Genomic DNA, 25,867 nt, shown 5'->3' on the forward strand with positions numbered 1-25,867 from the left:
GGTTCGGGAAGGACGCACAAAAATCCAACCTCGCAGATCCGGGGTTCGCATGGATTCAACTTATATCCACGCTCGGGGACTTCGCTTCAGTGGTGAGATCCGGGCCTTTCAGCCCGGAAAGTCCGTTCCAGTGTCACCGCGTCTCAGCGCTGCGGTGTCCTGAGTACGGTCTCTCGCTTCTGTCCCATAGGGGGTTGCGCCACCAGCCCGCCCCGCCCGCGGCCGGGATGGGTAGTGCGGGTCTTGCGGTCGGCTCGGCGAGGATTCAGCGCTGCCGCGCCCTGGTCTCCGGCTACTCCGGTACCAGCCGAACACTGTGCCGCCGCGAGGGCGACCAGATTGCGAGCGGCGTTCACCTCCCGATCCAGGACGAGTCCGCACGCATCACAGGCGAACACTCGAACACGTAGCGGCAGTTTGGCTTTCACTACACCACAGCCCGAGCAGGTCTTCGATGACGGGTACCAGCGGTCGGACACGATTGTTGTGCCACCACCCCACTCGCCTTTATAGGTCAGCTGGCGGCGTATCTCGCCGAATCCAGCATCAGCGATTCGCCGCGCAAGCCGTGGGTTTCGCAGCATGCCGGCCACGTTCAAATTCTCGATCACTACGGTGCCGTATTCGGCCCGAACTCCGGACGTGAACTTGTGCAAGGCGTCTGAACGCAGGTTGGCCGCCCGATACAGCAAGCGCCTGCGCCTTACGTCGGCGTCCATCCAGCGCCGCGACGGCCGCGTCCCTGTGCGCCGGTCAGGACCTCGGCGGCGCGAACATGGGGTCGGTGTGCGATCTGGACGGCCGCGTCCACGGCCAGCGCGGCCTGTACGTCCTCGACGGCGCACTCATGCCGGGCAATACCGCCGCCTGCAATCCATCGATGACCATTGCCGCCGTGGCGGAGCGGGCGCTCGACCACCTGGTCGCGCAGGATGTCGGAACGGTGTTCTGATGCGGCCCGGGGCAGGCATGCTCATGAAGCCGGGCGTAGATTACCCAGGACAGTCTTCCGAGACGGAAGACTCGATCGCTCCTCAGGCGACCGATGCCCGACTCGCAAAACTTTCCGACCCGCCCAACAATTCGGCGAAGATGCGCCGAAATTGCGGATAGCCTTGCCGTCCAGCGTTTCTGCAGCGGTAGCGTGGAATGTGTGCCGGTCGAAGCGGTCCGGCCGTACGGGATGTGGGTGTGAAGTGTGGGATTTCGAAGTTTCTCCCCGGCAGTCGATAGGCGAGCCGGTATTGATCGAGTTACAGGAGAAAGCGGTTGCCGACGGAGTCGCGCTGCGAATCGGCGTCGTCCTCGAGCATGAAGGCTCGGTACTGCTATTGGAGCGCGAAGAGTATGCGCAGGGCCTGAGCCCCCTCAATCTGCCCGGCACCACCGTTCGTCCCGGTGAGGCGCTCGCCGCGGCCGTGGCCCGCGCGGTGCATGAGGAAACCGGCCTGACCGTGGTCGATATCGTGGCCCACCTCGGCGGGTTCGATTACCTCTCCAATGCCGGAACACCGGTGCGCCGGGAGCATTTCGCGGCCGAGGTGGCCGGGGTCGGACCCATCCGCCTGACCAACTACGGCAGCTACCGCTGGCTGCCGCTCGACGGCGACCTGCCCGTGACACCCTCGATCCGCCGCATTCTCACAGCGTATCGCGAGCGCTGACGAACATGTTCGCTAGGGTCGGTGCATGGATGCACCGACCGCGCGACCGCGCAAGAGCCGGCGCGAACGGCCCGCCAAACCCGCGCTGACCTACGACGGGATTGTCAGCACCGCGGTGGCACTGGTCGGCAGCGACGGTCTGGAGCGGCTGACCATGCGCCGCCTCGCCGCCGAACTGGATACCGGGCCCGCCTCGCTGTACGTCTACGTCGCGAACACCGCCGAGTTGCATGCGGCGATCCTCGACGTATTTCTCGGCGAGGTGGAGCTGAGTCCGGTTGCCACAGTGCAGGATTGGCGTGACCGGCTGGTCGCGGTGCTGATCTCCTATACCGAGGTGCTGATCCGGCGCCCCGCGCTGGCGCAGTCCGCGCTCACCACCCGGCCGTCCGGACCGCACTACCTGGCCGTCCTGGAGAACCTGCTCGCACTGCTGCGCGCGGGTGGTGTGCCGGACGGTCAGGCGGCGTGGGGCGTCGACATTCTGCTGCAGGTCGCGACGGCCACCGCGGTCGAGCAGTCCGTGCGTGATCGCGATATCGCTGCCACCGGCGATGAGGACGCGGCCTTGCGACAGGCCCTCGATACCGCGGCGGACCGGTCACATCCCCGCATCGCGGCGCTGCGCGAAGATCTGGTGTCCGGCTCACCGGAGGACCGGCTGAATTGGACCTTCCGGATGCTCATCACCGGTATTCAGGACACGGCCCGCACCCACTGAGGGCGCTGTACACCCCGCGTCCGCCACCCATCTCAGCATGTGGACGTGCCATGACTCACAACGAACTTGTTCGTAACGAACATGTTCGTTACGCTGATCAAGTCAGCGAGAGTGCGTCTCCAGGAAGGCAGGCCCATCATGAACACCACCACCCATCACCCCGTCCTGATCATCGGCGCGGGCCTCGGCGGCCTGACCCTGGCGCGCGTACTGCACGTCCATGGGATCGATACGCTCATCCTCGACCTGGACGCCTCGGCGCAGGCCCGCACCCAGGGCGGCATGCTCGACATCCACCAGGACACCGGGCAGATCGCGCTCCGCGCGGCCGGGCTGTACGAGGCGTTTCGCGCCAAGGTCCATCCCGGCGGCGAGGATCTGCGGGTGCTCGACCGCGACGGCCGGGTGCTGCTCGAGGAGTTCGATGACGGCGGCGGCAGCCGGCCCGAGATCGATCGGGGCGAGTTGCGCGAACTACTGCTCGAGGCTCTGCCAGACTCAACTGTGCGCTGGAACAGCAAGCTGATCAGCGCCCGCCCGCTCGACGCGGGCCGCCACGAGGTCACCCTCGCGGACGGCACCGTCCTGACCACCGATCTGCTGATCGGCGCGGACGGCGCGTGGTCGCGAATCCGGCCGCTGCTCTCGAGCGCACAACCCGCCTACTCCGGAATCTCTTTCGTGGAACTGGATTTGGCGGAGGCCGACAGCCGCCACTCCGAGGCCGCTCAACTCATCGGCGGCGGTATGTGTTTCGCCATCGACGCGGCCGAAGGCTTTCTCGCCCACCGCGAATCCGACGGCAGCCTGCATATCTACCTCGCCCGCCGCGCACCCGAAGGCTGGCTCGCCACGCTGGATTTCAGCGATACGGCGGCCGCGAAAGCTGCTCTGCTGCAGTACTTCACCGGTTGGGCTCCCGCGCTGCGCAATCTCATCGCCGAAGCCGACGGCCCACTGGTGCCGCGCCTGATCCACGCACTGCCGGTGGATCACCGCTGGTCACGTATTCCGGGTGTCACGCTGCTCGGTGACGCCGCGCACGTCATGTCCCCGTTCGCGGGTGAGGGAGCGAACCTCGCCATGATCGACGGCGCCGATCTGGCCCTGGCGATCGCCGCCAACCCCGGAGATATCGAAGCCGCCCTCGGCGCCTATGAGCAGACGCTCTTCCCGCGTGCCGAAGCAGCCGCGCGCGACTCCGCCGAATCACTCGCGAGCATCTTCAGCGATCGCGCACCCCGGTCCCTCGTCGAGATGTTCGCCGCCGTCGAAACCGCTGGGGCATAAGCGGAATCACGGTAGGCGAACTCAGGGCGGGATCCGCCTGGGTCAGCGACCCGCGCCGAGCGCCTGTCCGAGCATCGTCTCCACGGTGCCCGCCGCGAAGTCCGGCAGCGCGGCCAATCCGGCCGGATCGAGCAGCGTGGAAGCGACCGTCGTGGTCGTACATCCGGCGGGCTGCACCGGCTGCGGGTTCGACAGCGCCCGCTGCACCCATGCGAAGGCGCCGCCGGCGCCGGTCACATCGACAATGGTGTGGTCACTGATGACGTCGGGGAAGGCGTCCCGCGTATAGGTCACCGATGCGCCGTGCGCACAATAGTTCTGGACCAGTGCGTCTACCGGGCCGATCGGACTCACCTCGTCATTGACGCCGTTGTAGAGGTACACCGGCGCGGCCGGAGTGGTCGCGCCGTGGGACCGTTCGGCAATCGCCTGATGGATGACCGGATCGGCGAGCACGGTGTCCAGTGGCGCATTGAGCAGGGTCGGCACCGTCAACATGAGATTCGCGGCGACATTGCGGGCCACACACTGATACCCCGCCGCGGCGACGATCCCCTGACCCGTGGGCGTGAGATAACTGTCCAGCCGGGCCGCCACCGCGGGCGAATCCTTCTCCAGGGCGGCGACTCCGATCGGGATCAGTCCGCCGAGCAGTCGGCCGTTCGCCGAATGCAGCGCCGCGCCCAGATCCGCCACGGGAGCGCCGATCGCGGCTCCCGCGATATTGAGCTCGGGTGCGTAGTCCGGCTGCAGTTCCGCCGCCCAACTGGTGGCGATGCCACCGCCCGAATAACCCCACAGTGCCGTCTTGGTATCGGCGCCGGGCAGGCCGAGCGGCGCGAAATTCTGCGCGGCCCGAATCCCGTCCAGCGTGGTGTATCCCATGACACGCGGGGTCAGGAATCGATCGTCGATACCACCGGGATCGGGTACGGCGACCGCCCAGCCCTGCGCCAATCCGGAAGCCGCGAAAGCCATTTCCCACGGCGGCAAGGCGTACCCGGACTGCTTGGCCGGGTCGAGGAGGTCGAGCGGACTCGAGTATTGCAGCGAGTAGGACGGCATACAGTCGCGCGCGATGGAGTCGTAGGCCATCTGGTAGGACAGCAGCGGACGCGGTTTCGCGGGTCCGTCCGGAATCAGGACGGTGGTGACCGCGGCATAGGGACTACCGTCGGCATCGGTTGTGCGATAGAGCAATTGCCACGCCTGCGCGTTCACCGGGAACAGCTCCAGCGCCTTGGCGACGATCGGCCTGCTCTTCAGGATCGTGCCCGGCGCCTCGGATTCGTAACCGGCCGGCGGATCGTAGAACGCGTCGGCCGAGGCATCGGCTCCGGCCACCGAATCAGCAACCGGCGCACCCGGATCCGGCTCGTCCGCCCCGGCCAGCGGCGCCGCGACAGCGACGGTGACCGCGACGATGGCGAACAGACCCGATGCGCGCCGACCGCGCCGCAGCGCCGATTTCCCAGCCATGCTCACCCTGTTTTCCCTTGGCTCCGAACAACACCGGAGCCGCATCCCCATATCGAACGCAAAGTTACCGTCCGAGGGCCTGCCGTGTGGGCCGAATTCATTTCACAGCTGTGGTCCCGTAATCGACGTGGAACTGCTTGATGTCGGTGAGCCATCCCGACCGCAATCGCTTCGGATCGGCGAGCTTGGTCAGCTCGGAGACGTGCGTGGCGATGGCGTCGAAGATCAGCGAGACCTCCAGCCGCGCCAGGTTCGCGCCGACACAAAAGTGCGCACCGGTACCGCCGAAGGACAGATGCGGATTCGGATCGCGCAGGATGTCGAACCGGTTCGGCTCGTCGAAGACCTCCTCGTCAAAATTCGCCGGCCGGTACACCAGCCCCACCCGCTCCCCCGCGGTGATGCGCACACCGCCGAGTTCGGTGTCCACCAGCGCGGTGCGCTGGAACAGGCTGACGGGGGTCGCCCGCGGGGTGAAGCCCTTCGAGATCAGTTTGCGTGCTTCGTATGCTCGGGGGCATAGCAGCCTCCTACGTAATGTTTTGGGGCCTCGAAGATTCCTCTGCTTCTACCCCTTGGTGGCGAAGGATCTTCGGTAGTCTTCGGGTCATGAGGAAGGTTTCGTCGCCCGTGGTTCCGGCCGCGCCTCGCCCTCGCGGCTCGCTCGACGCCATCGACCGGCTGCTGCTCAGCGAGCTGGCCAAGGACGGCCGGATCACCAATAACGCGCTCGCCGCACTCGCGGGCATCGCGCCTTCGACCTGTCTCGGGCGGGTGCGCGCACTCGTCGAGTCGGGTGTGATTCGCGGGTTCCACGCCGATATCGATCCGGCCGCCCTGGGCCGCGATCTGCAGGCCATCATCGCGGTGCGGGTGCATTCCGGGGCGCGCGGCCACCTGGCCGAATTCGGTGAGCAGATGGCGGCGCTGCCGGAGGTGGAGAACGTCTACTTCGTGGCCGGGGTGGACGACTATCTGATCCACGTCGCCACCACGGATTCCGGCGAGCTGCGCGGATTCGTGCTGGAGCACCTCAGTGCGCATCCAGCGGTCGCGTCCACCCAGACCATCCTGATCTTCGAGCATGTCCAGCCGGGCGGAGTCGCCTAGCCATCCGCGACTCTGTTGCGGTACAGCGCTTTCGGCGCCTAGGCCGCCAGACTGTCGACCAGATAGCCGTGGGCCGCGGCGACCGACTCCGACAGGAGCGACCCGGCATGAGTGCTCAACCCCGCGGCCAGAGCGGGATTGACGGCGACGGCGGCGCGCCAGCCATTGTCCGCCAGCGCAATCGCGTACGGCAGTGTGGCATTGGTGAGCGCGACGGTCGAGGTGTGCGGTACGGCTCCGGGCATATTCGCCACGCAGTAGAACAGCGAATCGTGCACCCGGTAGGTCGGATCGGCATGGGTGGTGGGATGTGAATCCTCGAAGCAGCCACCCTGGTCGATGGCGATATCGACCAGCACGGATCCCGGTTTCATCTGCGCCACAAGCGCATTGGATACCAATGTCGGGGCCTTGGCCCCCGGCACCAGCACCGCGCCGATCACCAGATCCGCTTCGCGCACCAGGTTCTCCACCTCCAGGCGATTGGACATGACGGTGCGCACCGCCCCGCGGTACAGGTCGTCGATTTCGCGAATGCGGGCGATATTCAGATCGAGGACGGTGACGTCGGCGTGCATGCCGTGTGCCATGGCAATCGCATTGCGCCCGGACACCCCCGCGCCGAGCACCACAACCTTGGCGGGACGCACGCCGGGCACACCGCCCATGAGCACACCTCGGCCGCCACCACTGCGCATGAGGTGATATGCGCCCGCCTGCGGAGCCAACCGGCCGGCGACCTCACTCATCGGAGCGAGCAGCGGCAGCGAACCGTCACCGGCAGTGACGGTTTCGTACGCGATGGAGGTGATGCCGGAGGTCAGCAGCGCATCGGTGCATTCCTTGGACGCGGCCAGGTGCAGATAGGTGAACAGCGTCTGGTCCGCCCGCATGCGCGAATACTCTTCGGCCACCGGCTCTTTCACCTTGAGCACCAGATCCGCAGCCCCCCAGATCTCGTCGGCGGAATCGAGCACCCGCCCGCCCGCGTAGCCGTAGGCGCCGTCCTCGAAGCTGGACCCGGCACCGGCACCGGCCTCCACATAGACCTCGTGGCCTCGGGAGACCAGCTCGTGCACACCCGCCGGTGTACACGCGACCCGGTACTCGTGGTTCTTCACTTCACGCGGGATTCCGATCTTCACACGCACTCCTGACGTCGTCTCGACCTCGCGGCGCGGCCATTGCGCCTCAGGAGTGAGTGTGAAGAAACTGCGGAACCCATACAATAAGGATGAATATATTTCTATAAGAGCCACAAATTCAAACGACACGTTCGATATATGCGACGATTCGCGCCCACGCTACGAATCATCTTCGGCGCCTCGGCGAACAGCCGCCGTCGACGTGAACTAGGCATCCGCCGCAGCAGGCTTGACGCCGGGCTTCTTCGCCATACCTTTCATCGCGAGGCCCTTGACAGGTGCTGCCGAGGCGACGGTGGGTTCGGTGGAAACTGCCGCCGTTGCAGCGGGTTTCGCTCCCGGAGCCTTGAGCCCGCGCTTCATTGCCAGGCCTTTGGCGGGTGCGTCCGGAGCAGGCTGCGGCTCGGCCGCGGCCTCTTCGACGACGGCCTCGGCGACCGGCTCGGGTTCGGAAACCGGTTCCGGCTCCTCGACCTTGGGCTGCTGCACCACCTTCAGATTCTCCGTCAGCACCGAACCCTCGACCCGGGTGATCGAGTCCAGCATCAACTGCGCGACATCCACGACCTCGACACCCTGACCGACCTCGCCACCGTCCTTACGAGCGGTCACACCATCGGTCAGCATGACCCGGCAGAACGGGCAACCGGTCGCGATCAACGACGGCTCGTTACCACCCTTCAACGTATCCAGGGCCTCATCGACCCGGTCGACGTTGATGCGCTTGCCCAGATTCTCTTCCATCCACATCCGCGCACCACCGGCACCACAGCACATGGAACGCTCACCATGCCGCGGCATCTCGACCAAGGTCGAACCCGAGGCTTCCATCAACTCACGCGGGGCGTCGTAGATCTTGTTGTGCCGACCCAGATAGCACGGGTCGTGATAAGTGACGTTCTTCGCGACCGGCGACACCGGCACCAAATTCTTGCTCCGCACCAACCGGTTCAGCAACTGCGTGTGGTGCACCACCTCATAGGAGCCACCCACCTGCGGGTACTCGTTGTTCAAAGCGTTGAAGCAATGCGCACAGGTGACGACGATCTTCTTCTTCGACGCCTCCACCCCCTCGAACACCCCATCCAGCACCGCGATGTTCTGCATCGCCAACTGCTGGAACAAGAACTCGTTACCCGCCCGCCGCGCCGAGTCACCGGTACAGGTCTCTTCCTGACCCAGCACCATGAACTTCACCCCCGCGGTCGCAAGCAGTTCCGCGACGGCCTTGGTGGTCTTCTTCGCGCGGTCTTCGTACGCACCGGCGCAACCGACCCAGAACAGGTACTCGTACCCGTCGAAGGAATCAGCGTCCTTGCCATAGACCGGGATCTCGAAATCGACCTCGGAAATCCAGTTCAGGCGGTCCTTGGAGTTCTGCCCCCACGGATTGCCCTTGTTCTCCAAATTCTTGAACAACCCCGCCAGCTCGGACGGGAAGTCCGACTCGATCAACACCTGGTAGCGGCGCATATCGATAATGTGATCGACATGCTCGATATCGACCGGGCACTGCTCCACACACGCACCACAACTGGTGCACGACCACAACACTTCCGGATCGATGATGCCGTTGACCTCCGCACCACCGACCAGCGGCCGCTCCGCCTCCGCCCGCGCCTCGGCCGAAATCTTCGACAGCGCAACCTCATTCGGCGTGCCCTCGGCATCGACGAGACCGATCTCGTCGCCGCTCATATCCTTGCGGCCACCGGCCAGCAGGTACGGGGCCTTGGCGTAGCCGTGGTCACGCAGCGACATGATCAGCAGCTTCGGCGACAACGGCTTGCCGGTATTCCAAGCGGGGCACTGGGATTGGCAGCGACCGCATTCGGTGCAGGTGGTGAAGTCCAGCAGCGCTTTCCAGCTGAAGTCCTCGACCTTGCCGACGCCGAACACATCGACATCGGGATCGGCGGTCTCCATCTCCAGGACCGCGCCACCGGACATCATCGGCTTAGCCGCCCCGAGCGCGACTCCCCCGTCGTCCTCGCGCTTGAAGTAGATATTGAAGAACGCGGCAATCCGGTGCCAGGCCACACCCCAGGTGAGTTTGCGGCCGATGAGATACAGGAACGCCGCTCCCGCAAGCATTTTGACGAACGCGAAGATCGAGATCAGCAGCGGACTGACCGGAAGCAACCGGGCGACCTGCATAGTGAGCGGATCGGTCGACGCCTGCCCACCGCCGTAGGTCGCGATCCTGCCGGCCTTGACCAGGACATCACCGAAACCGTGTGTCACCACGATCATTTCGATGGCATAGGCGGCAAGGAAATTCGATCCGCCGAATCGGGAGAGGCGCTCGGGCCGGCGCGGATGATTCAACTGGCGGACGGTAATCAGCGCCACGATCCCGATAATGGTGCCGGCGCTGAGAGATTCTTCCAGCAGGCGGTAACCGAAGGTATCGCCGATGATCGGCCAGCGGAATGCCGGATCGAAGGTCTGCCCGTAGGACTCGAAGTAGAAGATCATGCCGAGCAGAAATCCGACCATCACCAGCCAGTGCGCCCAGCCCGCGGTCCGGAACCTGTTCATCCGCGTATGCGCAACAACCTCGACGGCAACGGTTTTCACTCGGGGCAGGAACGGGCGCATCCGCGACCGGTCGGGCTGACCCGCGCGGAAGAGGCGAATCATCCTGCTCAGCCCGCCGAAAAATGACCCCCAACTGAGCAGCGTGATGAGGGCGCCGATGACCCCCAGTGCGATCGTCGCTGTGCTCATAGTGCTGACCCCCCGGTCCCGAGAACTCCCCGGGGCGGCAGCAGGAGTTATGTTACCGCCCAGTAACTTACGTGTCTGATGTCAAGCTATCATTGAATCGACACGGGGGAAAGCCCGGTTCATCGCCACCTCGCCAATGCGGGCGTGGACCAGTTCCGTTGTGGCGATGGGGAGTTCAGGAGATGATGCGAATGGCGTACGGCATGATGCCGCCTTCGCGGACTGCGGCCACGCGGACGACCTCGCCCGACTCGGGCGCCTCGACCATTTTGCCGTTGCCGACGTAGAGGGCGACGTGTTCCGAACCGCCGGAACCCCAGAACAACATGTCACCGCGCTCCCGATCCGCCACGGGCACACGGGAACCCATGGAGTACTGGTAGCCACTGTAGTGCGGCAGTGAGACGCCGATGCCGGCGAAGGCGTAGATCATCAGGCCGGAGCAGTCGAAACCTGTTTTGTTGTAGTCACCGTAGGAGTCGGCGACGCCGCCGTCGCGAATGCCGAGGGTCGCACCGTCCTCATCCCCACCGCCCCAGGCGTATTCGACCCCGAGCTGGGACATGGCGCGGTCGACCACGATTTCGACCAGATCCGAACGGCTTCCGCTGGGGCGGGTCGGCGGCTGACCGGTGCGTGGTGGCGCCGGGGAACTGTTCAGCTGGGTGTGCGGGCGGCGACCCGAACCCGTTTCCGAGGCACGGTCATTGGACGCACGATCGGCCGCGACGCGCGCCGCTGCCGCGACGGCGGCGGCGCGGGCTTGCGCCTCCTCGGTGCGGCGCTGCTGGTCCCAGGCCAGGTAGGTATCGCGCTGACTCTGCAGCCCGGCCACCTGCGAGCGGGCCGTATCGAGCCGCTGCTGCGCGGAATCACGTTGCTGCTGCAGGCCATTGCGGCGCGCGGCCTGCTGGTCGAACTCGGCCTTCGCGGCCGCGACGGCGCCCTGCGCCTCGACCTTCTTCGCATCGGCGTCGGCCGCCGCGGCATCGGCGGCCTGCTGCGCCTGTTTGGCGGCGGAGGTTTTGTTGGCCTGATCGACCTGCGCACGGCGCAGACCGTCCACCACCTGCTGCTGACTCTTGGACGCGATGGTGAGCACCTGGGCGCGGGCGAGCGCGACCTCCGGAGTCGGGGCGGCCATATAGCTGATGAGCGAGGTGGATCCGGGGCGCATGTAGACCTGGGAGACGAATTTGTCGAACTCGTTGTGCGCGTCGCCCACCTGTACACCGGCATCGGTGAGGTCGCGCTGGCAGTTGGTCACGGCGTGCGCCGCGGTATCGGCGGCATCGCGGGCGACCTGCAGATCCACCAGGGCCTTGTTGACGGCTTCGCGGCGTGCGGCAACGGCATCGTCGAGCAGTTGCAACTGCTGTTCGGCGGTCGCCACCTGATTGATGAGCACACCGACCTGGCCCACGGTGGCGTCGACATCCGCACCGGCCTGGGCGATATCGCTATCGCTGGGATTGGGGGGTGGTGGGGGCACAGCGTGTCCGGTGGCTATCCCCAGAGTCACCACTGTGATCGCTACCAGCAACTCAGTAGCGATCCGAATCGGTCGCCCTGCACGTTTCGCCGGTATTCGCATCGCACCTCCCTGGATCCCGTCCTGGCCCCGGGGAGCGACTCACAAGCCCCATGCGAACCATCCGGATCACCGGAAACTCGAGGCCCTTCTGACACTTCATCCCCAACAGCGTCGTTTCGAAACCGTACGACACTTCCGACACAGGATGAATCAGCCACGCGGGAATGACTCGCAGACAATTCAGACGTAGCCAGCCATTTGCTTGTTTGCTCGGGCGATACCACACGAGGCCGCAGCCGACCCTCGGGAAAACCTTCCGGATGTCAGCGAAGACTCAGCGAATGAGACCGGACCGCAGCTCGGGCATGCCGAGAACTGCGGTCCGGGAAATGAGCGAAAGATTCAGGAGACGGGCGTGCGCGGACGGCCGGAGCCGGCCGACTCGCCCGCGGCGCGGCGCACCTTGACGGCGTACAGCCCGCCGATCACCGCGGCGAGCGCGAGCACCGCGATCAGCGTGATCAGGGTCCACGACACGGTCTCGGGCTGTTCGAGCCGGTTCACGAAGGTCTGGGCCGCATCCTGAGTGTGGTCCGAGCCGCGGTACTTGGACTTGTCCTCGGCCCACTCCAGGCGGGCGCGGGTGAAGGTATCGCTGTAGGTGCCGACCCAGTCGTCGCTGAACACCACCACGGTGCCGTGCTCGGTCTTGCCGACCTCGGTGGCGAGATCGCGCAGGTTCGCCTCCATGCCCGGATTGCCCTGCACCACAACGATGTTCAGATCGATGCCCTGATCGCGCGCCGCAGCGGCAATGGCGGCCAAGCCGTCTTGACTACGACCCTGGGGTGCGGCGACATGATTGTCGTCCAAGTCCACCAGAATGGCGTTCAAGTCGGTGTTCGGCGGCAGTTCCGCCTTCATAGGCGCGAAAACCGAGGTGTGCGAGACGGTCACGGACGCACAGTACGCGACTACTTGTCGCATCACCTCACCACGGCACGCCGTAAGCTGGCAGCGGTCCCGCCGTGTGAAGCTCGCGCAGCCACCGCGAGAACCTCCCCGGGCCGCTCGGGCACGCCCCGATGCGCTCACAGGACAAGCGTACTGTTAGGGTGAAGCACGGACGAGGCCAGCGCCTCGACGAGCCATCGGCACAGCCCCGCCGGTGGCCCTCCCATTCACAGACGAGTGGAGCTGACAGTGACGAGTATCGATTCCTTCGGCGCCAAGAGCACCCTAGAGGTCGGCAAGAACTCCTACGAGATCTTCCGTCTCTCGGCCGTGCCCGGCACCGAAAAGCTGCCCTACGCCCTCAAGGTTCTCGCGGAGAACCTCCTCCGTACCGAGGACGGCGCGAACATCACCGCCGACCACATCCGCGCGATCGCGGCCTGGGATCCCAATGCCCAGCCCGACACCGAAATCCAGTTCACCCCGGCCCGCGTGATCATGCAGGACTTCACCGGCGTGCCCTGCATCGTCGACCTGGCCACCATGCGCGAGGCCGTCGCCACCCTCGGCGGCGATCCGGACAAGGTGAACCCGCTCGCCCCCGCCGAGATGGTCATCGACCACTCGGTCATCATCGACGTCTTCGGCCGGGCCGACGCGCTCGAGCGCAATGTCGACATCGAGTACTCGCGCAACCGTGAGCGCTACCAGTTCCTGCGCTGGGGCCAGGGCGCGTTCGACGACTTCAAGGTCGTCCCGCCGGGCACCGGCATCGTGCACCAGGTGAACATCGAGCACCTGGCTCGCACCGTCATGGTCCGCAACGGCCAGGCCTACCCCGACACCTGCGTCGGCACCGACTCGCACACCACCATGGTCAACGGCCTGGGCGTGCTGGGCTGGGGCGTCGGCGGCATCGAGGCCGAGGCGGCCATGCTGGGCCAGCCCGTCTCCATGCTCATCCCGCGCGTCGTCGGCTTCAAGCTGACCGGTGAGATCAAGCCGGGCGTCACCGCCACGGACGTGGTGCTCACCGTCACCGACATGCTGCGCAAGCATGGCGTGGTCGGCAAGTTCGTCGAGTTCTACGGCAAGGGCGTCGCCGAGGTGCCGCTGGCGAACCGCGCGACCCTGGGCAATATGAGCCCCGAATTCGGTTCCACCGCAGCGATCTTCCCGATCGATGAGGTCACCGTCGAATACCTGCGCCTGACCGGCCGCACCGAGGAGCAGCTCGCGCTCGTCGAGGCGTACGCCAAGGAACAGGGCATGTGGCACGACGCCGAGAACGAGTCCGCGTACTCGGAGTACCTGACGCTGGATCTCGGCGACGTGGTCCCGTCCATCGCCGGCCCGAAGCGCCCGCAGGACCGAATCCTGCTGTCGGACAGCAAGACCGCGTTCCGCAAGGACATTCACAACTACACCAATGATGCGGAGTCCGGCCCCGCCGCGGTCACCCCGCACACGCACCTGGACGAGGCCATCGAGGAGTCCTTCCCGGCTTCCGATCCCGCGGTGCTGTCCTTCGCCGACGATGATTCCGTGCTGATCCCCTCGGCCGCGAACGGCGCCGTGGGCCGCCCGAGCAAGCCGGTCAAGGTCTCCTCGGAGGAGTACGGCGACTTCGTGCTCGATCACGGCGCGGTTGTGGTCGCCTCGATCACCTCCTGCACCAACACCTCCAACCCGTCGGTCATGCTCGGCGCCGCGCTGCTCGCGCGCAATGCCGTCGACAAGGGCCTGACCTCCAAGCCGTGGGTGAAGACCTCCATGGCCCCGGGTTCGCAGGTCGTGAACGACTACTACGAGAAGGCGGGCCTGTGGCCGTACCTGGAGAAGCTGGGCTTCTTCCTGGTCGGTTACGGCTGTGCCACCTGCATCGGCAACACCGGCCCGCTGCCGGACGCGGTGTCCAAGGCGATCAACGAGAACGACCTGTCGGTCACCGCGGTGCTCTCGGGCAACCGTAACTTCGAAGGCCGTATCTCCCCCGACGTGAAGATGAACTACCTGGCCTCCCCGCCGCTGGTCATCGCGTACGCGCTCGCGGGCACCATGGACTTCGACTTCGAGACCGACCCGCTGGGTCAGGACACCGCCGGCAACGACGTGTTCCTGAAGGACATCTGGCCGTCCTCGAAGGAGATCGAGGCGACCATCGCCAGCTCGATCAACCAGGACATGTTCATCAAGTCCTACGCCGATGTCTTCAAGGGCGACGAGCGCTGGCGCGGACTGGAGACCCCGGAGGGCAAGACCTTCGAGTGGGATCCCAAGTCCACCTACGTGCGCAAGCCCCCCTACTTCGACGGCATGCCGTCGACCCCGGCTCCCGTCACGGATATCAAGGGCGCGCGTGTCCTTGCCTACCTGGGCGATTCGGTCACCACCGACCACATCTCCCCGGCCGGCAATATCAAGCCGGGCACCCCGGCCGCGCAGTACCTCGAGGGTCACGGCGTCGAGCGCAAGGACTACAACTCCTACGGCTCGCGTCGCGGTAACCACGAGGTCATGATTCGCGGCACCTTCGCGAACATCCGGCTGCGCAACCAGCTCCTGGACGACGTCTCGGGTGGTTACACCCGCGACTTCACCCAGGAAGGCGCTCCGCAGGCGTTCATCTACGACGCCTCGCAGAACTACCAGGCCGCGGGCATTCCGCTGGTCGTGCTGGGCGGCAAAGAATACGGGTCCGGCTCGTCTCGTGACTGGGCCGCCAAGGGCACCAGCCTGCTGGGCGTCAAGGCCGTCATCACCGAGTCGTTCGAGCGCATCCACCGCTCCAACCTCATCGGTATGGGCGTTGTCCCGCTGCAGTTCCCCGCCGGCGAGTCCGCCGCGTCGCTGAAGCTGGACGGCACCGAAACCTTCGACATCGCCGGAATCACCAAGCTGAACGAGGGTGTGACTCCGAAGACCATGAAGGTGACCGCCACCAAGACCGACGGCACGAAGGTGGAATTCGACGCGGTCGTCCGCATCGACACCCCCGGTGAGGCCGACTACTACCGCAACGGTGGCATCCTGCAGTACGTGCTGCGCAATATGATTCGCGGCTAGAACTGCTCGAAGGCTCGGCCGGGAAGGGCTGTTTCCCGGCCGAGTTATGGTGGCAGGCAACGGTTTCGCGCCGTCGCCGGTAACGCGGTCCAGCCGGATCGCTTCGCTCGTCGCTAGTGCGGGACGTCCGCACCGGTCCATGATCGGTGGGGACGTCCCGCACACCCCGTTTCGGAGGAGTCCATGCCCAAGGTCAGTGACGACCACCTCGCCGCTCGTCGCAGCCAGATTCTCGACGGAGCACGCAGCTGCTTCGCCGAATACGGCTACGAGGGCGCCACCGTGCGTCGCCTGGAAGAAACCACGGGTCTGTCGCGGGGCGCCATCTTCCATCACTTCCGTGACAAGGACGCGCTGTTCCTGGCGCTCGCGCACGAGGACGCGGCCCGCATGGCCGAAGTGGCCGCCACCCAGGGTCTGGTCCAGGTCATGCGCGATATGCTCGCGCGCCCCGAGGACTTCGATTGGCTCGGAACACGTTTGGAGATCGCGCGCCGTCTGCGCAACGATCCCGAATTCCGCGCCAACTGGGAGGAACGCTCCGAGGAGCTCACCGCCGCCACCGTGGCCCGCCTGGAACGCCGCAAGGCCGAAGGCGCCCTGCGTGACGACGTCCCCACCACCGTATTGCTCGGCTACCTGGACCTGATCCTCGACGGCCTCATCGCCCGCATCGCCTCCGGCCACGCCAACGACAATCTCTCCGCGGTGCTCGATCTCGTGGAAGCCTCAGTGCGCCGGAAGAATTGACGCGACACAGGATTCCAGTAGCAGCTACGGTCAGTTCGGCCATGAAGTAGCTCAGCGGTCGAGCATTCACACGACACGTGGGAGGTCGCGGGTTCGATCCCCGCCTTCATGGCCTCCTATTCCCCCTCAAGGTCCGCGAGCAGGAGCCGGGTGATTCGGTCAAGGTCCTTGCGGTCCTTCGCGGAAAGCACTGAGAGGATGCGGGTTTCGTTCTCGACGTGTTCGGTGATGACCAGATCGATCAGTTGCAGGCCGCGGTCGGTCAGGGCCACCCGCACCGCGCGCCGGTCGCCCGCATCGGCGATGCGCCGCACCAGTCCAGCCTGTTCCAGCCGGTCCAGCCGGCCGGTCATGCCGGCTCGCGAGAGCATGAGCGTATCCGCAAGCACCGAGGGGTTGAGCTCATAGGGCTCCCCCGAACGCCGTAGTGCCGCAATTACATCGAACTCCCCGCGCTGCAATCCGTGCGCGGCGAACACCGATTCGATCTGCCGCCCGGCCACCAGTGAGAGCCGGCCCAGGCGGCCGATGATGGCCATGGCCTCCAGATCCAGATCCGGCCGCTCCCGATGCCACTGCGTCTCGATGAGATCCACCGCGTCAACCTTCTTCGCACCCATGGACAACATCCTATTCGCTCCCATATAGTTCGATAGCGAACTATAACTCATCGAACTACTTAGGAGACCGTCATGAACGCCACCACCCGCGAGGCCGCCATCTGCCAACCTCACGAGGCCGAGACGCTGGGAACCGACACTGCCCAGGTGCGTCTCCTCATCGAGTCCAACGCTGCGGGCGGCGCGGCCAGCACCATCGAGGTCACCATGTCCCAGGGTGCCGACGGGGCCACCCCGCACTACCACACCAAGTCCGATGAGCTGTTCTATGTGGCGGACGGCGAACTCCAACTGCTCGCCGGGGATCGCTTCGTCACCGTCGGCGCCGGTGGCTCGGTGATCGTCCCCAAGCTCATGCCGCACGCCTTCGGCGCCGGCCCGGACAGCTCGGCGCGGATCATGATCGCTCTGTTGTCCGGCGTTGAACGCTTCGAGTACTTCCGCATCCTCGATCGCATCGCGAAGGGCGAATCCATCTACCAGGACCTCCTCGACTCCCAGGAGGAGTTCGACAACCACTTCATCGATCGCCCGGATTGGTGGGCCGAGCGCAACGCCAACCGCCGCTGAGCATTACGCGCCAACCTGCGGCTATGCGTCCGCACCGGTGATTGCCGCGGGTAGCCCGGCAATCGCCGGAATGTGCCGCAGACCACTGAATTTCCGGAATCGTCCGGAAAATGCACTGGTTGTAGGTTTTATGGTTTTTTCCGTTTCCGTCACCGTTCGCGGCTATGAGCTCGATGTCAACGGCCACCTGAACCAGGCCGTCTATCTGCAGTACGCGGAGCATGCGCGGTGGGAGCTGCTGCGGTCGTGCGGGGTGCAGGAGGACAAGCTGATGGGGTCGGGCATCGGGCCGGTGGTGCTGGAGAACAACATCAAGTACCTGCGCGAGCTGCACATCAGTGACATAGTCACGGTGAGCTGCGAATTCGTATGGGGCGGGGGCAAGACCTACCGGATGCACCAGGAGATCCGGAAGCTGGACGGGACACTGTCCGCCGAGGTGAATGCGGTCGGCGGCATTCTGGATCTGAAAGCCCGCAAGCTCGTTTCGGATCCGGCGCAGCGATTGCGTGAGATCTCCGAAACGCCCGAACTGCTCGGGCTCTAGTTCGCGCGGCGCGTAGCGAAAAACTCTCAGGCCGAGCGGTTTCCGTCGCCCCGGCAAGGTTTGCCAGGGTGGCGGAAATCTTTCGTTGCGAACCGAACGAGCGGCCTTGCGGGATATGATTCAGATCGAGCTTGGCCCCGCAGCAAATCCCGAGCAGATCGGAGTTAAGCATGACCGGCGCCCTCCATCACCTCGCGTCTCCCCCTATCGACGCCACCGCGCCACCGCTATCTGGCTATCTCGTAGCATCCACCGATAAACACATCAGCCTGCGCGTCACAGACGGCATGTGGACCTTCCGGCGGACCGACGTTCTCGATCTGACCGACTGGGAAGTTGCGGCGGCACAGGGAATTTGCGAGGGACGCCCGGTACTGGTGCGGGTACGCAATGGCGCCACAGCCGATTTCACCCAGCGCCGGCGCATCGAACTCACCGAACGCCCCCCGACCCTCCCGCTCGCCTACTCCCCCACCCGCGGTGACGACGAGCTCCGCGAGCTCACCGAGGCCTGGGCCCGCGGCCTGGAACTCACCGCCGGGCCGGGTGTCGGCGGCGCCACCATGACTTGCTGCCAGACCCGGTCGCTCAACGGCAGTGACGACGGCGTGGCCTGCGACAGTCTCGACTGATAGGCCCCGATATGGCCGCCCGTACAACGGGTTCGGTACTCATTGTCACCGAAGCCGACGACCTTCACGGCGATGCACTCGCCGCCACACTGCGGAAACATCACGGGCTCAGTCCGATTCGGCTCGATATGCGCGACTTCCCGCGTGAGAACGGCACTTTCCGCGTCAGCCGCGACGGCACCTCGCGCAGCCTCTCCCATATTCTGGGGCTCGACGACGCCTCCTCGGTCTGGTGGCGACGGCCGCAGCCGTGCCTGGTTCCGGGCAGCGCCCGCGGCGAGGACGACGACTATCGCCAGGCCGAATGCGACGGCTTCCTCCAAGGTCTGCTGTGGTCCATCCCCGCACTGTGGGTCAATGATCCGGGCGCCGATCGCACCGCGAATCGTAAACTCGTGCAATTGGAGACGGCCTATCGCGCCGGTTTCGCGGTGCCGGAAACACTCATCACCAATGATGTGGACGAGGCGCGCTCGTTCATCGATTCGCGGCCCGGTCCGGTGGTCTACAAGCGGGCCGGCACCGGCCGCGGGGCCTTCACCGAGACACGCATAGTCACCGCAGCCGATCTCGCGCGGCTGGACACGATCCGCAACTCCCCCACCATCTTCCAGGACTACATCCACGCCGAATGCGATCTGCGAATCGTGTGGGTGGACGGTATGGAGTGGGTGGTGCGCATCGACTCGCAATCCGGTGTGGGACGGGTCGATTCACGTCTGGACACGTCGGTGGACTTCACCGCGGATCGGCTGCCCGCCTCGGTGAGCAAGTCGCTGACCACCTTGATGGGCGCGCTGGGACTGGCTTTCGGCGTGCTCGACCTGCGGGTCGGCCTCGACGGCGAGTTCTGGTTCCTGGAGGTGAACCCCCAGGGCCAGTTCGCCTATCTCGAAATCAAGACCGGGCTGCCGATCTTCGAGAGTCTGGCGAATCTGCTGGTCCTCGGCGACGGCACCGTCAACACCTGAGCGTGGCTACCTGAGCTTCGGTATCGTGCACGGCTGAACGCCGCCCCGGATCAGCGCGCGATATCGCAAGCGGTCGAACGGTTTTCGCCCCTCGACCGCTTGCCGATGTCGCTATCAGCTACTACTCGCTTTGACCTTTGCTGCCTTGCGGCGGTTGGCACCACCACGGCTGCGGAGTTGCACATGCGACTCCACCAGCACGTTGTGGATGAAGCCGTACGATCGCCCGGTCTCCCGGGCCAGTGAGCGGATACTCGCACCGCTCTCGTACTGCTTCTTGAGCTGGGATTGCAGGCGATCTCGCGACTTTCCCGTCACGCGTGTGCCTTTTCCCAATACGGCTTTACCCTGTGCGGGCCTGTCACTCATGACTTCCTCCGAGTCGCCGTGGGCGCCTCATTCAAGGTTAGAGACTCGGAGGGCGGTGATCAACGAAATCGTGTGATCGGTATCACGCCAGCTGAATGAGCTCCAGATAATCCTGCGACCAGTGGTCCTCGGTGCCGTCCGGAAGCATGATCACGCGCTCCGGATTCAACGCCTCGGCAGCGCCCGAATCGTGCGTGACCAGCACAACCGCACCGGCGTAACTGCGCAGCGCGTCGAGGACCTGCTCGCGGGAGATCGGATCCAGGTTGTTCGTAGGCTCGTCCAGCAGAAGGACATTCGCGGCGGAGGAGACCAGACCGGCCAGTGCGAGGCGGGTCTTCTCACCGCCGGACAGCGTGCCGGCGAGCTGATCCAGCTGCGGACCGGTGAACATGAACGCGCCCAGCAGGCCGCGCAGATCCTGTTCTCCCGCATCGGGGGCCGCGTGCCGGATGTTCTCCCAGACGCTCGCGTGATCGTCGAGGGTGTCGTGTTCCTGCGCGAAATAGCCGACCTGCAAACCGTATCCGGGCACCAGCTCACCGGCGGTGGGCTGTTCGACGCCGGCCAGCATGCGCAGCAGCGTGGTCTTACCGGCGCCGTTGAGGCCCAGCACCACCACGCGGCTGCCCTTGTCGATGGCCAGATCGACGCCCGCGAAGATCTCCAGCGAGCCGTACATCTTGGTCAGGTTCTCGGCCATCAGCGGCGTCTTGCCACAGGTGGCAGGAGTCGGGAACTTGATGCGCGCCACCTTGTCGGCCACGCGCACCTCATCGGCCTCGTTCAGCATGCGCTCGGCGCGCTTGATCATCTGGTGTGCCGCAGCGGCTTTGGTGGCCTTGGCGCCGAGCTTGGCGGCCTGCTGCTTGAGCGCGGACGCCTTCTTCTCCGCGTTCGCGCGCTCGCGGCGGCGGCGCTGCTCATCGGTGGCGCGGGCGTCGAGGTACTTCTTCCAGCTCATGTTGTACATATCGGCCTCGGCGCGCACTGCGTCGAGGAACCAGACCTTGTTGACCACATCGGCCAGCAGATCCACATCGTGGGAGATGACGATGAGGCCGCCGTCGTGGCCCTGCAGGAAGCCGCGCAGCCAGGTGATGGAATCGGCGTCGAGGTGGTTGGTGGGCTCGTCCAGCAGCAGGGTGGTGTTGGATTTGCCGCCGCTGCCGTCCGAGGCGGCGAACAGGATGCGCGCCAATTCGATACGACGGCGCTGACCACCCGAGAGCGTCCGCAGCGGCTGCTGCATCACCCGGTCGGGCAGGCCGAGGTTGCTGCAGATGCGTGCCGCTTCGCTCTCGGCGACATAACCGCCGAGCGAGGAGAACCTGTCCTCGAGCTGACCGTATTTGCGGATCGCCTTGTCCCGCTCGGCCTCATCGACAACCTCGGCCATGAGCACCTGCTGCTTTTCCATATCGCGCAGGATCTTGTCCAGGCCGCGGGCCGAGAGCACCCGGTCCCGCCCGAGCACATCGAGATCACCTTCACGGGGGTCCTGCGGCAGGTAGCCGACCTCGCCGGAACGAATGATCTTGCCGGCGTACGGCTCGCCCTCGCCCGCCAGAATGCGCAGCGTGGTCGTCTTCCCGGCGCCGTTGCGGCCGACCAGTCCGATCCGGTCACCGGCCTGCACCCGCAGTGCCGAGCCGGGCACTGTCAGCAGGGTGCGGACTCCGGCCCGGACCTCCAGGTCGGTCGCGGTGATCACAAGTGTCTCCTCGTGCGGTGATGTGCTGGCGGATAACTGCTCGATTGTGGGCCGTCACGACACACAAGAAAACCCGATTTTATCTCATGAACGGCATACCAAAAGGTCAGGGGCCGGTACGATGCGTCACCGCAGGCTCCGCTCCAACTTTGCTCCAATTTTGGACGGCTCGAGGTCTTCCAGCGCATCGGCGTTGTCGACGACCGGATGGATGTACCCGTTCGGGTCGATATGGCTCCCTGTCGCCACCCCTGCGCCCTCCGCAAGACCCAACTGTGCACCGGCACGACGAGGGTCCCCTGTCTTGCCCGCGACGTGCGTGGCAACCGTATCCCGAAGGTTGCCGAACGTCACCCACGCCGGCGACGTACCTGTGCGTACACGAACCAGTACCCGCTCGGCCGTGCACGGTGCGATCATCCGACAGCGGCTGGACATGACGATCGGCGAGTGATCGGATTCAGGCTTCCTGATCTCCTTCCACGCCCGCAATTCCGCACGCGCTGCGGTTCGCCCCTCGAGTGCAGGACGTGGTTACACAGCCTCCGCGCCAGCCTGTGCTCGCCCAATGCGGTCAGCGCGGAACCTCTCGTCGGCAGCCCGGCCATGTCCTTGCCGAGGGGCTTGACCGACGACGGCCTGCCGCTCCGCGTGCAGATCGTCGGCAGCCCCTTCTACGAATCGTGCTCGGGTCCGGCTTCGCGTATCAGCAACGCACCAATTGGCACCTCCGTGTACGAGAGCGGGAAATTGTGGCGGTGCCGGTCGAGAAACAGTGTGGATTGCCGGTTCGGTGAGCCGGAGGTGTTGTTGCGGCGCGTGTGCGCGGGAAGCCGCTGAACTGGGTGTACGGTCGCAATGATTTTGGGACCTCCGATGCGTCGGAGCTGTGAGTCGGCGCTGTGTGGCGGGACCGGAAAGGGCCTCGGGCGTCGTTGGATTCGATGCTGGAGGCGTGTATGCGGTGCGATGACTCGGCAATGCTCGAACCCTTCATGCGGAGCGCGTTCGCGCGGCCGTCAGGGGCGAAGACGTCGGCCTCGAAGCTGCGACGATTCGTGCAGCGGGGTGTTGCGCTCCGGCGCGTCGGGATGGCCGGAATTGTCGCGGCCCTGGCGACGGCTGCCGCGATGCCGATAACCTGGGCGGGAGTGCCGATGCCCGATGACGATCCCTTCTACGCGGTGCCGGCGCGCATGGAATCGTTCACCAACGGCGCAGTGCTGAATTCGCGGCCAATCTCGATGCTGGGCCTGCCGTTACCGGTTGCCGGGTGGCAGTTGCAGTTCCGGAGCACGGATTCGGCGGGGACGGCGATCGCGGATATGGCCACCGTATTGACGCCGATGACACCCTGGCTCGGGACAGGCGGGCGCCCGCTGGTTTCGTATCAGGTGGCTGAGGACAGTCTCGGCATCTTGTGCGCGCCGTCGTTCGCGCTCGGTGGCGGGCAGGATCTGTCGATCAGCAATATGGCGCTCGACCTCCCGTTCATCAGCGCGATGCTGTTGCACGGCTGGGCCGTCGTGGTCACCGACTATGAGGGCCCGCAGTCCCGGTTCTTCGACGGGGTGACCTCGGGCCGGGGTGTGCTGGACGGTGTACGCGCCGCTAAATCGTTTGCGCCGGTGGGAATTTCCGGCAACAGCCCGATCGGAGCATGGGGTTATTCGGGCGGGGCGTTTTCCACCCTGTGGGCTATGCAACTGCGCGCTACCTATGCCCCTGAGCTGATGTTCTCGGGCGTGGCTTCCGGGGGTGTGCCGGCTGGTCTGGCGAGCATCGCGCGCCGGGTCGACGGCCGGGCACAGGCCGGTCTTGCGGTCCTCATGCTGGTCGCGTTCGCACGCAATGATCCTGCATCCGGGCTGATCGATGACTTGAACGATCACGGTCGCACACTGGTCGCACAGGAGTCCGCGGCCTGCGGCTCGGATTTGGTGCTGCATCACCTGAACCGGCGGATGGATAAATACTCCGACAAGCCGAACCTGCTGTGGCATCGGCAATTCGAGGTCGCCACACAACGCCAGGAACTCGGCGGCATCGCACCCGACATGCCGCTGTACCTTTATCACAGCTCCGCCGACGACATGATCCCCGTCGAAGGATTCACCGCACTGGTGAACCGCTATTGCGCACTGGGCGCGGCAGTTACGGCGACGCACTCGGCCATATCGGGCCACAACCCCGCCGCTTTGATGGGGTCCGTGGGTGCGATGAAATTTCTGGCCGACCGCTTCGCCAAGGCGCCGGTGGCCTCCGGCTGCGCGGTTCGCTGAACCGGCCGGGACCGTGCAACACGTTTCCGGCCGCGACAGGCCGGATGACTGATCCGTACCGTTGCCCGGAACCAGGATGTGGATGCGCCGAACAAGCAAGTGCCCCAGCCGATTCGGCGGGAATCGGGGTGCAATTGACCGGGGCATCACTATAGGCGCTGTGCTTCTTTTACCCGACAACCTCCCTCCTACGAAGTTCCGCCCCTGCGGTCCAACAAGGTGCGATCCCCCAGAAGTCGCTGCCGGGCCGGTCGCTCGCGTAGTTCCGGCAGGCGTAGTTGGGGTGGCGACTACCGGGGTCATCCTGGCGCGGTGAGAGCGCTTTCAGTCTCGGCGAGTGCTCGGCGAAGCGGCTGCGGCGGCGGCACTTCGCCTTGTTTCTACCTCAACGAACTTTGCCCTGAGCGGCGCTCTGAGCACCGGGCCTACTTGGCGCGGTCCGACAGCTGCACGGTGGCCGTCGCGCGACCGAATATCTTGCGGCCGTTGTGCATTGCTGTCAGCACGATGGTAGTGAGTCCGGTGTCGGGGTCGAGACTTTTGACCTTGCCCTGATATTCGATCGCGCTCGGCCGGTCCGCGTTCACGTGGACCGGGCTGGTCATCCGCACACAGTACTGGCGCAGCGCACCCGGATCATCGAGCCAAGAGGTGACGTAGCCAGCGCCCAACCCCATGGTCAGCATGCCGTGCGCGACTGTTCCGTCGAGGCCGAACAATTCTGCCGTGGGGCTGTGCCAGTGAATAGGATTCGCGTCTCCCGAGACGCCTGCGTAGTGCACCAGGTCTCCCAGCGAGAGCTCGAGAACCGAGCTCGGCAGCAGCTCACCTACCGACACTGAGCTCACCGACCTCGCCCGGAGAGATCGCGGCACTGCGGATTCCGTCTCCACCGTGAGCGCGACCGGCGTCACGGGTCCGACGGGATTGCCTTTTCGGCGCATGATCCGCGCCAGCGATCGCGCGGCATCGGAGTGTGACCCTGTCGGGTTCGAACGTGCGATCAAACTCGTCTGAGCCGTGAGTGCGACCTCCCCGCGCTGATTCGTGACAGCGTTCTCGACCACGAACAGGGTGCCACCGAAGGCCTGCCGGAACGAGCGCAGCGAGATGTGGCTGGTGAGTCGGTCGCCAGCCACGACCGGGCGCAGGAAATCGAATATCTGATCGGTTTGCATCATGGCGGTGAGGTCGAAGCCGATGAGCAGCTCGCTGAGCGCCTCCTGAACCGAATCCGCCAGCAATGAGCCGAAGGTCGGCGGGGCCAGCAGGCCCGCGTACCCGTACTGGACCGCTACCACCGTGTCGCGGTGTACCGAATGCGAGTCCTGCACCGCGCGCGCGTATTCCCGGATCTTCTCGCTGCCGACCTCATAGTCCGTACCCAACCGGTACCGGCGGCCCGCGATCGACTGCGCGTGTGCGACTGGATCGAAGGCAACCGCGGTCCCCGAACGCTCGGGATCGGCGCTGGTGAGGGTGTGCATGGAGTCGGCTCGATTCTCTCGACAGTGTGTCGTGGGCAGTAGTTGGTCGTAGCGATCGCCGGTGCGGATTGCTGAGAGTGTGCGGCTACAGGGTGGAGATTGACCGCTTACGGGAATGCGGTAGCCATACCCCACATCACAGCGGGCCGCGCAACGTTATCGTGCGCTAGGTCGTCTGCGATGTTCTCAGCTCCGGTGTCCCCGCGCCACACCGCTGTCGAACGCAATGGAG

General features: G+C 65.4%; 22 protein-coding genes, 1 tRNA gene and 1 pseudogene. 13 read left to right on the top strand and 11 right to left on the bottom strand.

Annotation, left to right across the window (positions count from 1 at the left end):
* Positions 1 to 143: 143 nt before the first annotated feature.
* Complete coding sequence (locus OG716_RS13745) at positions 144 to 719, bottom strand: RNA-guided endonuclease TnpB family protein (protein ID WP_405138021.1); 576 nt, start codon at positions 717 to 719, stop codon at positions 144 to 146.
* Between OG716_RS13745 and OG716_RS13750 the strand changes: the two genes are divergently transcribed.
* The 4 genes from OG716_RS13750 to OG716_RS13765 all read left to right on the top strand — a co-directional run bounded on the left by OG716_RS13750 (position 662) and on the right by OG716_RS13765 (position 3,675).
* Positions 662 to 952 (top strand): GMC oxidoreductase, encoded by a 291-nt coding sequence (locus tag OG716_RS13750; RefSeq protein ID WP_405139679.1) that lies wholly within the window; start codon positions 662 to 664, stop codon positions 950 to 952. The two genes, OG716_RS13745 and OG716_RS13750, sit on opposite strands and share 58 nt — an antisense overlap.
* A gap of 292 nt (positions 953 to 1,244) precedes the next feature.
* On the top strand, positions 1,245 to 1,664 hold the full coding sequence (locus OG716_RS13755; RefSeq protein ID WP_405138022.1) for an NUDIX domain-containing protein: 420 nt from the start codon (positions 1,245 to 1,247) through the stop codon (positions 1,662 to 1,664).
* Between the two features lie 25 nt (positions 1,665 to 1,689).
* Positions 1,690 to 2,385: a TetR/AcrR family transcriptional regulator gene (locus OG716_RS13760; protein WP_405138023.1), complete on the top strand. Its 696-nt coding sequence runs from the start codon at positions 1,690 to 1,692 to the stop codon at positions 2,383 to 2,385.
* 138 nt (positions 2,386 to 2,523) lie between these two features.
* Positions 2,524 to 3,675 carry an FAD-dependent oxidoreductase gene (locus OG716_RS13765; RefSeq protein ID WP_405138024.1) on the top strand — a complete coding sequence of 384 codons (1,152 nt, stop codon included), beginning with the start codon at positions 2,524 to 2,526 and terminating at the stop codon, positions 3,673 to 3,675.
* Between the two features lie 42 nt (positions 3,676 to 3,717).
* On the opposite strand, the gene OG716_RS13770 is transcribed toward OG716_RS13765, so the two are convergent.
* Both OG716_RS13770 and OG716_RS13775 read right to left on the bottom strand, forming a co-directional pair.
* The gene (locus OG716_RS13770; protein ID WP_405138025.1) at positions 3,718 to 5,154 is read right to left on the bottom strand and encodes a lipase family protein; all 1,437 of its coding nucleotides are present in this window, start codon (positions 5,152 to 5,154) and stop codon (positions 3,718 to 3,720) included.
* 97 nt (positions 5,155 to 5,251) lie between these two features.
* Positions 5,252 to 5,620: pseudogene (locus OG716_RS13775) on the bottom strand (cytochrome P450); the annotation flags it as partial.
* A gap of 143 nt (positions 5,621 to 5,763) precedes the next feature.
* Between OG716_RS13775 and OG716_RS13780 the strand changes: the two are divergent.
* Positions 5,764 to 6,264, top strand: coding sequence for an Lrp/AsnC family transcriptional regulator (locus OG716_RS13780; RefSeq protein ID WP_405138026.1), 501 nt, complete (start codon positions 5,764 to 5,766; stop codon positions 6,262 to 6,264).
* 38 nt (positions 6,265 to 6,302) lie between these two features.
* Here the strand turns inward: OG716_RS13780 and ald are convergent, their stop codons facing one another.
* The 4 genes from ald to OG716_RS13800 form a co-directional block, all read right to left on the bottom strand.
* Positions 6,303 to 7,409: an alanine dehydrogenase gene (ald, locus tag OG716_RS13785; protein ID WP_405138027.1), complete on the bottom strand. Its 1,107-nt coding sequence runs from the start codon at positions 7,407 to 7,409 to the stop codon at positions 6,303 to 6,305.
* A gap of 207 nt (positions 7,410 to 7,616) precedes the next feature.
* Positions 7,617 to 10,139 carry a heterodisulfide reductase-related iron-sulfur binding cluster gene (locus OG716_RS13790; protein ID WP_405138028.1) on the bottom strand — a complete coding sequence of 841 codons (2,523 nt, stop codon included), beginning with the start codon at positions 10,137 to 10,139 and terminating at the stop codon, positions 7,617 to 7,619.
* Between the two features lie 175 nt (positions 10,140 to 10,314).
* On the bottom strand, positions 10,315 to 11,733 hold the full coding sequence (locus OG716_RS13795; RefSeq protein ID WP_405138029.1) for an NlpC/P60 family protein: 1,419 nt from the start codon (positions 11,731 to 11,733) through the stop codon (positions 10,315 to 10,317).
* 342 nt (positions 11,734 to 12,075) lie between these two features.
* Positions 12,076 to 12,630 (bottom strand): DUF6676 family protein, encoded by a 555-nt coding sequence (locus tag OG716_RS13800; protein ID WP_405138030.1) that lies wholly within the window; start codon positions 12,628 to 12,630, stop codon positions 12,076 to 12,078.
* A gap of 246 nt (positions 12,631 to 12,876) precedes the next feature.
* Between OG716_RS13800 and OG716_RS13805 the strand changes: the two genes are divergently transcribed.
* From OG716_RS13805 to OG716_RS13815, 3 genes are all read left to right on the top strand, one after another.
* Positions 12,877 to 15,693: an aconitate hydratase gene (locus OG716_RS13805; RefSeq protein WP_355127308.1), complete on the top strand. Its 2,817-nt coding sequence runs from the start codon at positions 12,877 to 12,879 to the stop codon at positions 15,691 to 15,693.
* A 183-nt stretch (positions 15,694 to 15,876) separates the two neighbouring features.
* Positions 15,877 to 16,443, top strand: a complete 567-nt coding sequence (locus OG716_RS13810; RefSeq protein WP_355127309.1) for a helix-turn-helix domain-containing protein — start codon at positions 15,877 to 15,879, stop codon at positions 16,441 to 16,443.
* Positions 16,444 to 16,483: 40 nt separating this feature from the next.
* A tRNA-Val gene (locus OG716_RS13815) sits at positions 16,484 to 16,555 on the top strand.
* A 4-nt stretch (positions 16,556 to 16,559) separates the two neighbouring features.
* On the opposite strand, the gene OG716_RS13820 is transcribed toward OG716_RS13815, so the two are convergent.
* On the bottom strand, positions 16,560 to 17,063 hold the full coding sequence (locus OG716_RS13820; protein WP_405138031.1) for a MarR family winged helix-turn-helix transcriptional regulator: 504 nt from the start codon (positions 17,061 to 17,063) through the stop codon (positions 16,560 to 16,562).
* Positions 17,064 to 17,135: 72 nt separating this feature from the next.
* Here OG716_RS13820 and OG716_RS13825 point away from each other — a divergent pair, with 72 nt between their 5' ends.
* The 4 genes from OG716_RS13825 (at position 17,136) to OG716_RS13840 (ending at position 19,783) form a co-directional block, all read left to right on the top strand.
* The gene (locus tag OG716_RS13825; protein ID WP_405138032.1) at positions 17,136 to 17,633 is read left to right on the top strand and encodes a cupin domain-containing protein; all 498 of its coding nucleotides are present in this window, start codon (positions 17,136 to 17,138) and stop codon (positions 17,631 to 17,633) included.
* 130 nt (positions 17,634 to 17,763) lie between these two features.
* Positions 17,764 to 18,180, top strand: a complete 417-nt coding sequence (locus OG716_RS13830; RefSeq protein WP_405138033.1) for an acyl-CoA thioesterase — start codon at positions 17,764 to 17,766, stop codon at positions 18,178 to 18,180.
* A gap of 170 nt (positions 18,181 to 18,350) precedes the next feature.
* Positions 18,351 to 18,812, top strand: a complete 462-nt coding sequence (locus tag OG716_RS13835; RefSeq protein WP_405138034.1) for a hypothetical protein — start codon at positions 18,351 to 18,353, stop codon at positions 18,810 to 18,812.
* An 11-nt stretch (positions 18,813 to 18,823) separates the two neighbouring features.
* Positions 18,824 to 19,783, top strand: a complete 960-nt coding sequence (locus tag OG716_RS13840) for a hypothetical protein (RefSeq protein WP_405138035.1) — start codon at positions 18,824 to 18,826, stop codon at positions 19,781 to 19,783.
* Positions 19,784 to 19,897: 114 nt separating this feature from the next.
* On the opposite strand, the gene OG716_RS13845 is transcribed toward OG716_RS13840, so the two are convergent.
* The gene (locus tag OG716_RS13845) at positions 19,898 to 20,152 is read right to left on the bottom strand and encodes a helix-turn-helix domain-containing protein (protein WP_327146274.1); all 255 of its coding nucleotides are present in this window, start codon (positions 20,150 to 20,152) and stop codon (positions 19,898 to 19,900) included.
* 82 nt (positions 20,153 to 20,234) lie between these two features.
* Positions 20,235 to 21,866 (bottom strand): ABC-F family ATP-binding cassette domain-containing protein, encoded by a 1,632-nt coding sequence (locus tag OG716_RS13850; protein ID WP_327146273.1) that lies wholly within the window; start codon positions 21,864 to 21,866, stop codon positions 20,235 to 20,237.
* A 1,091-nt stretch (positions 21,867 to 22,957) separates the two neighbouring features.
* Here OG716_RS13850 and OG716_RS13855 point away from each other — a divergent pair.
* Positions 22,958 to 24,148 (top strand): lipase family protein, encoded by a 1,191-nt coding sequence (locus OG716_RS13855; protein ID WP_405138036.1) that lies wholly within the window; start codon positions 22,958 to 22,960, stop codon positions 24,146 to 24,148.
* 425 nt (positions 24,149 to 24,573) lie between these two features.
* Here the strand turns inward: OG716_RS13855 and OG716_RS13860 are convergent, their stop codons facing one another.
* Positions 24,574 to 25,635 (bottom strand): fused (3R)-hydroxyacyl-ACP dehydratase subunits HadA/HadB, encoded by a 1,062-nt coding sequence (locus OG716_RS13860; protein WP_405138037.1) that lies wholly within the window; start codon positions 25,633 to 25,635, stop codon positions 24,574 to 24,576.
* Between the last annotated feature and the right edge of the window lie 232 nt (positions 25,636 to 25,867).

It is taken from the genome of Nocardia sp. NBC_01388, from assembly GCF_045040085.1.
Classification (GTDB): domain Bacteria; phylum Actinomycetota; class Actinomycetes; order Mycobacteriales; family Mycobacteriaceae; genus Nocardia.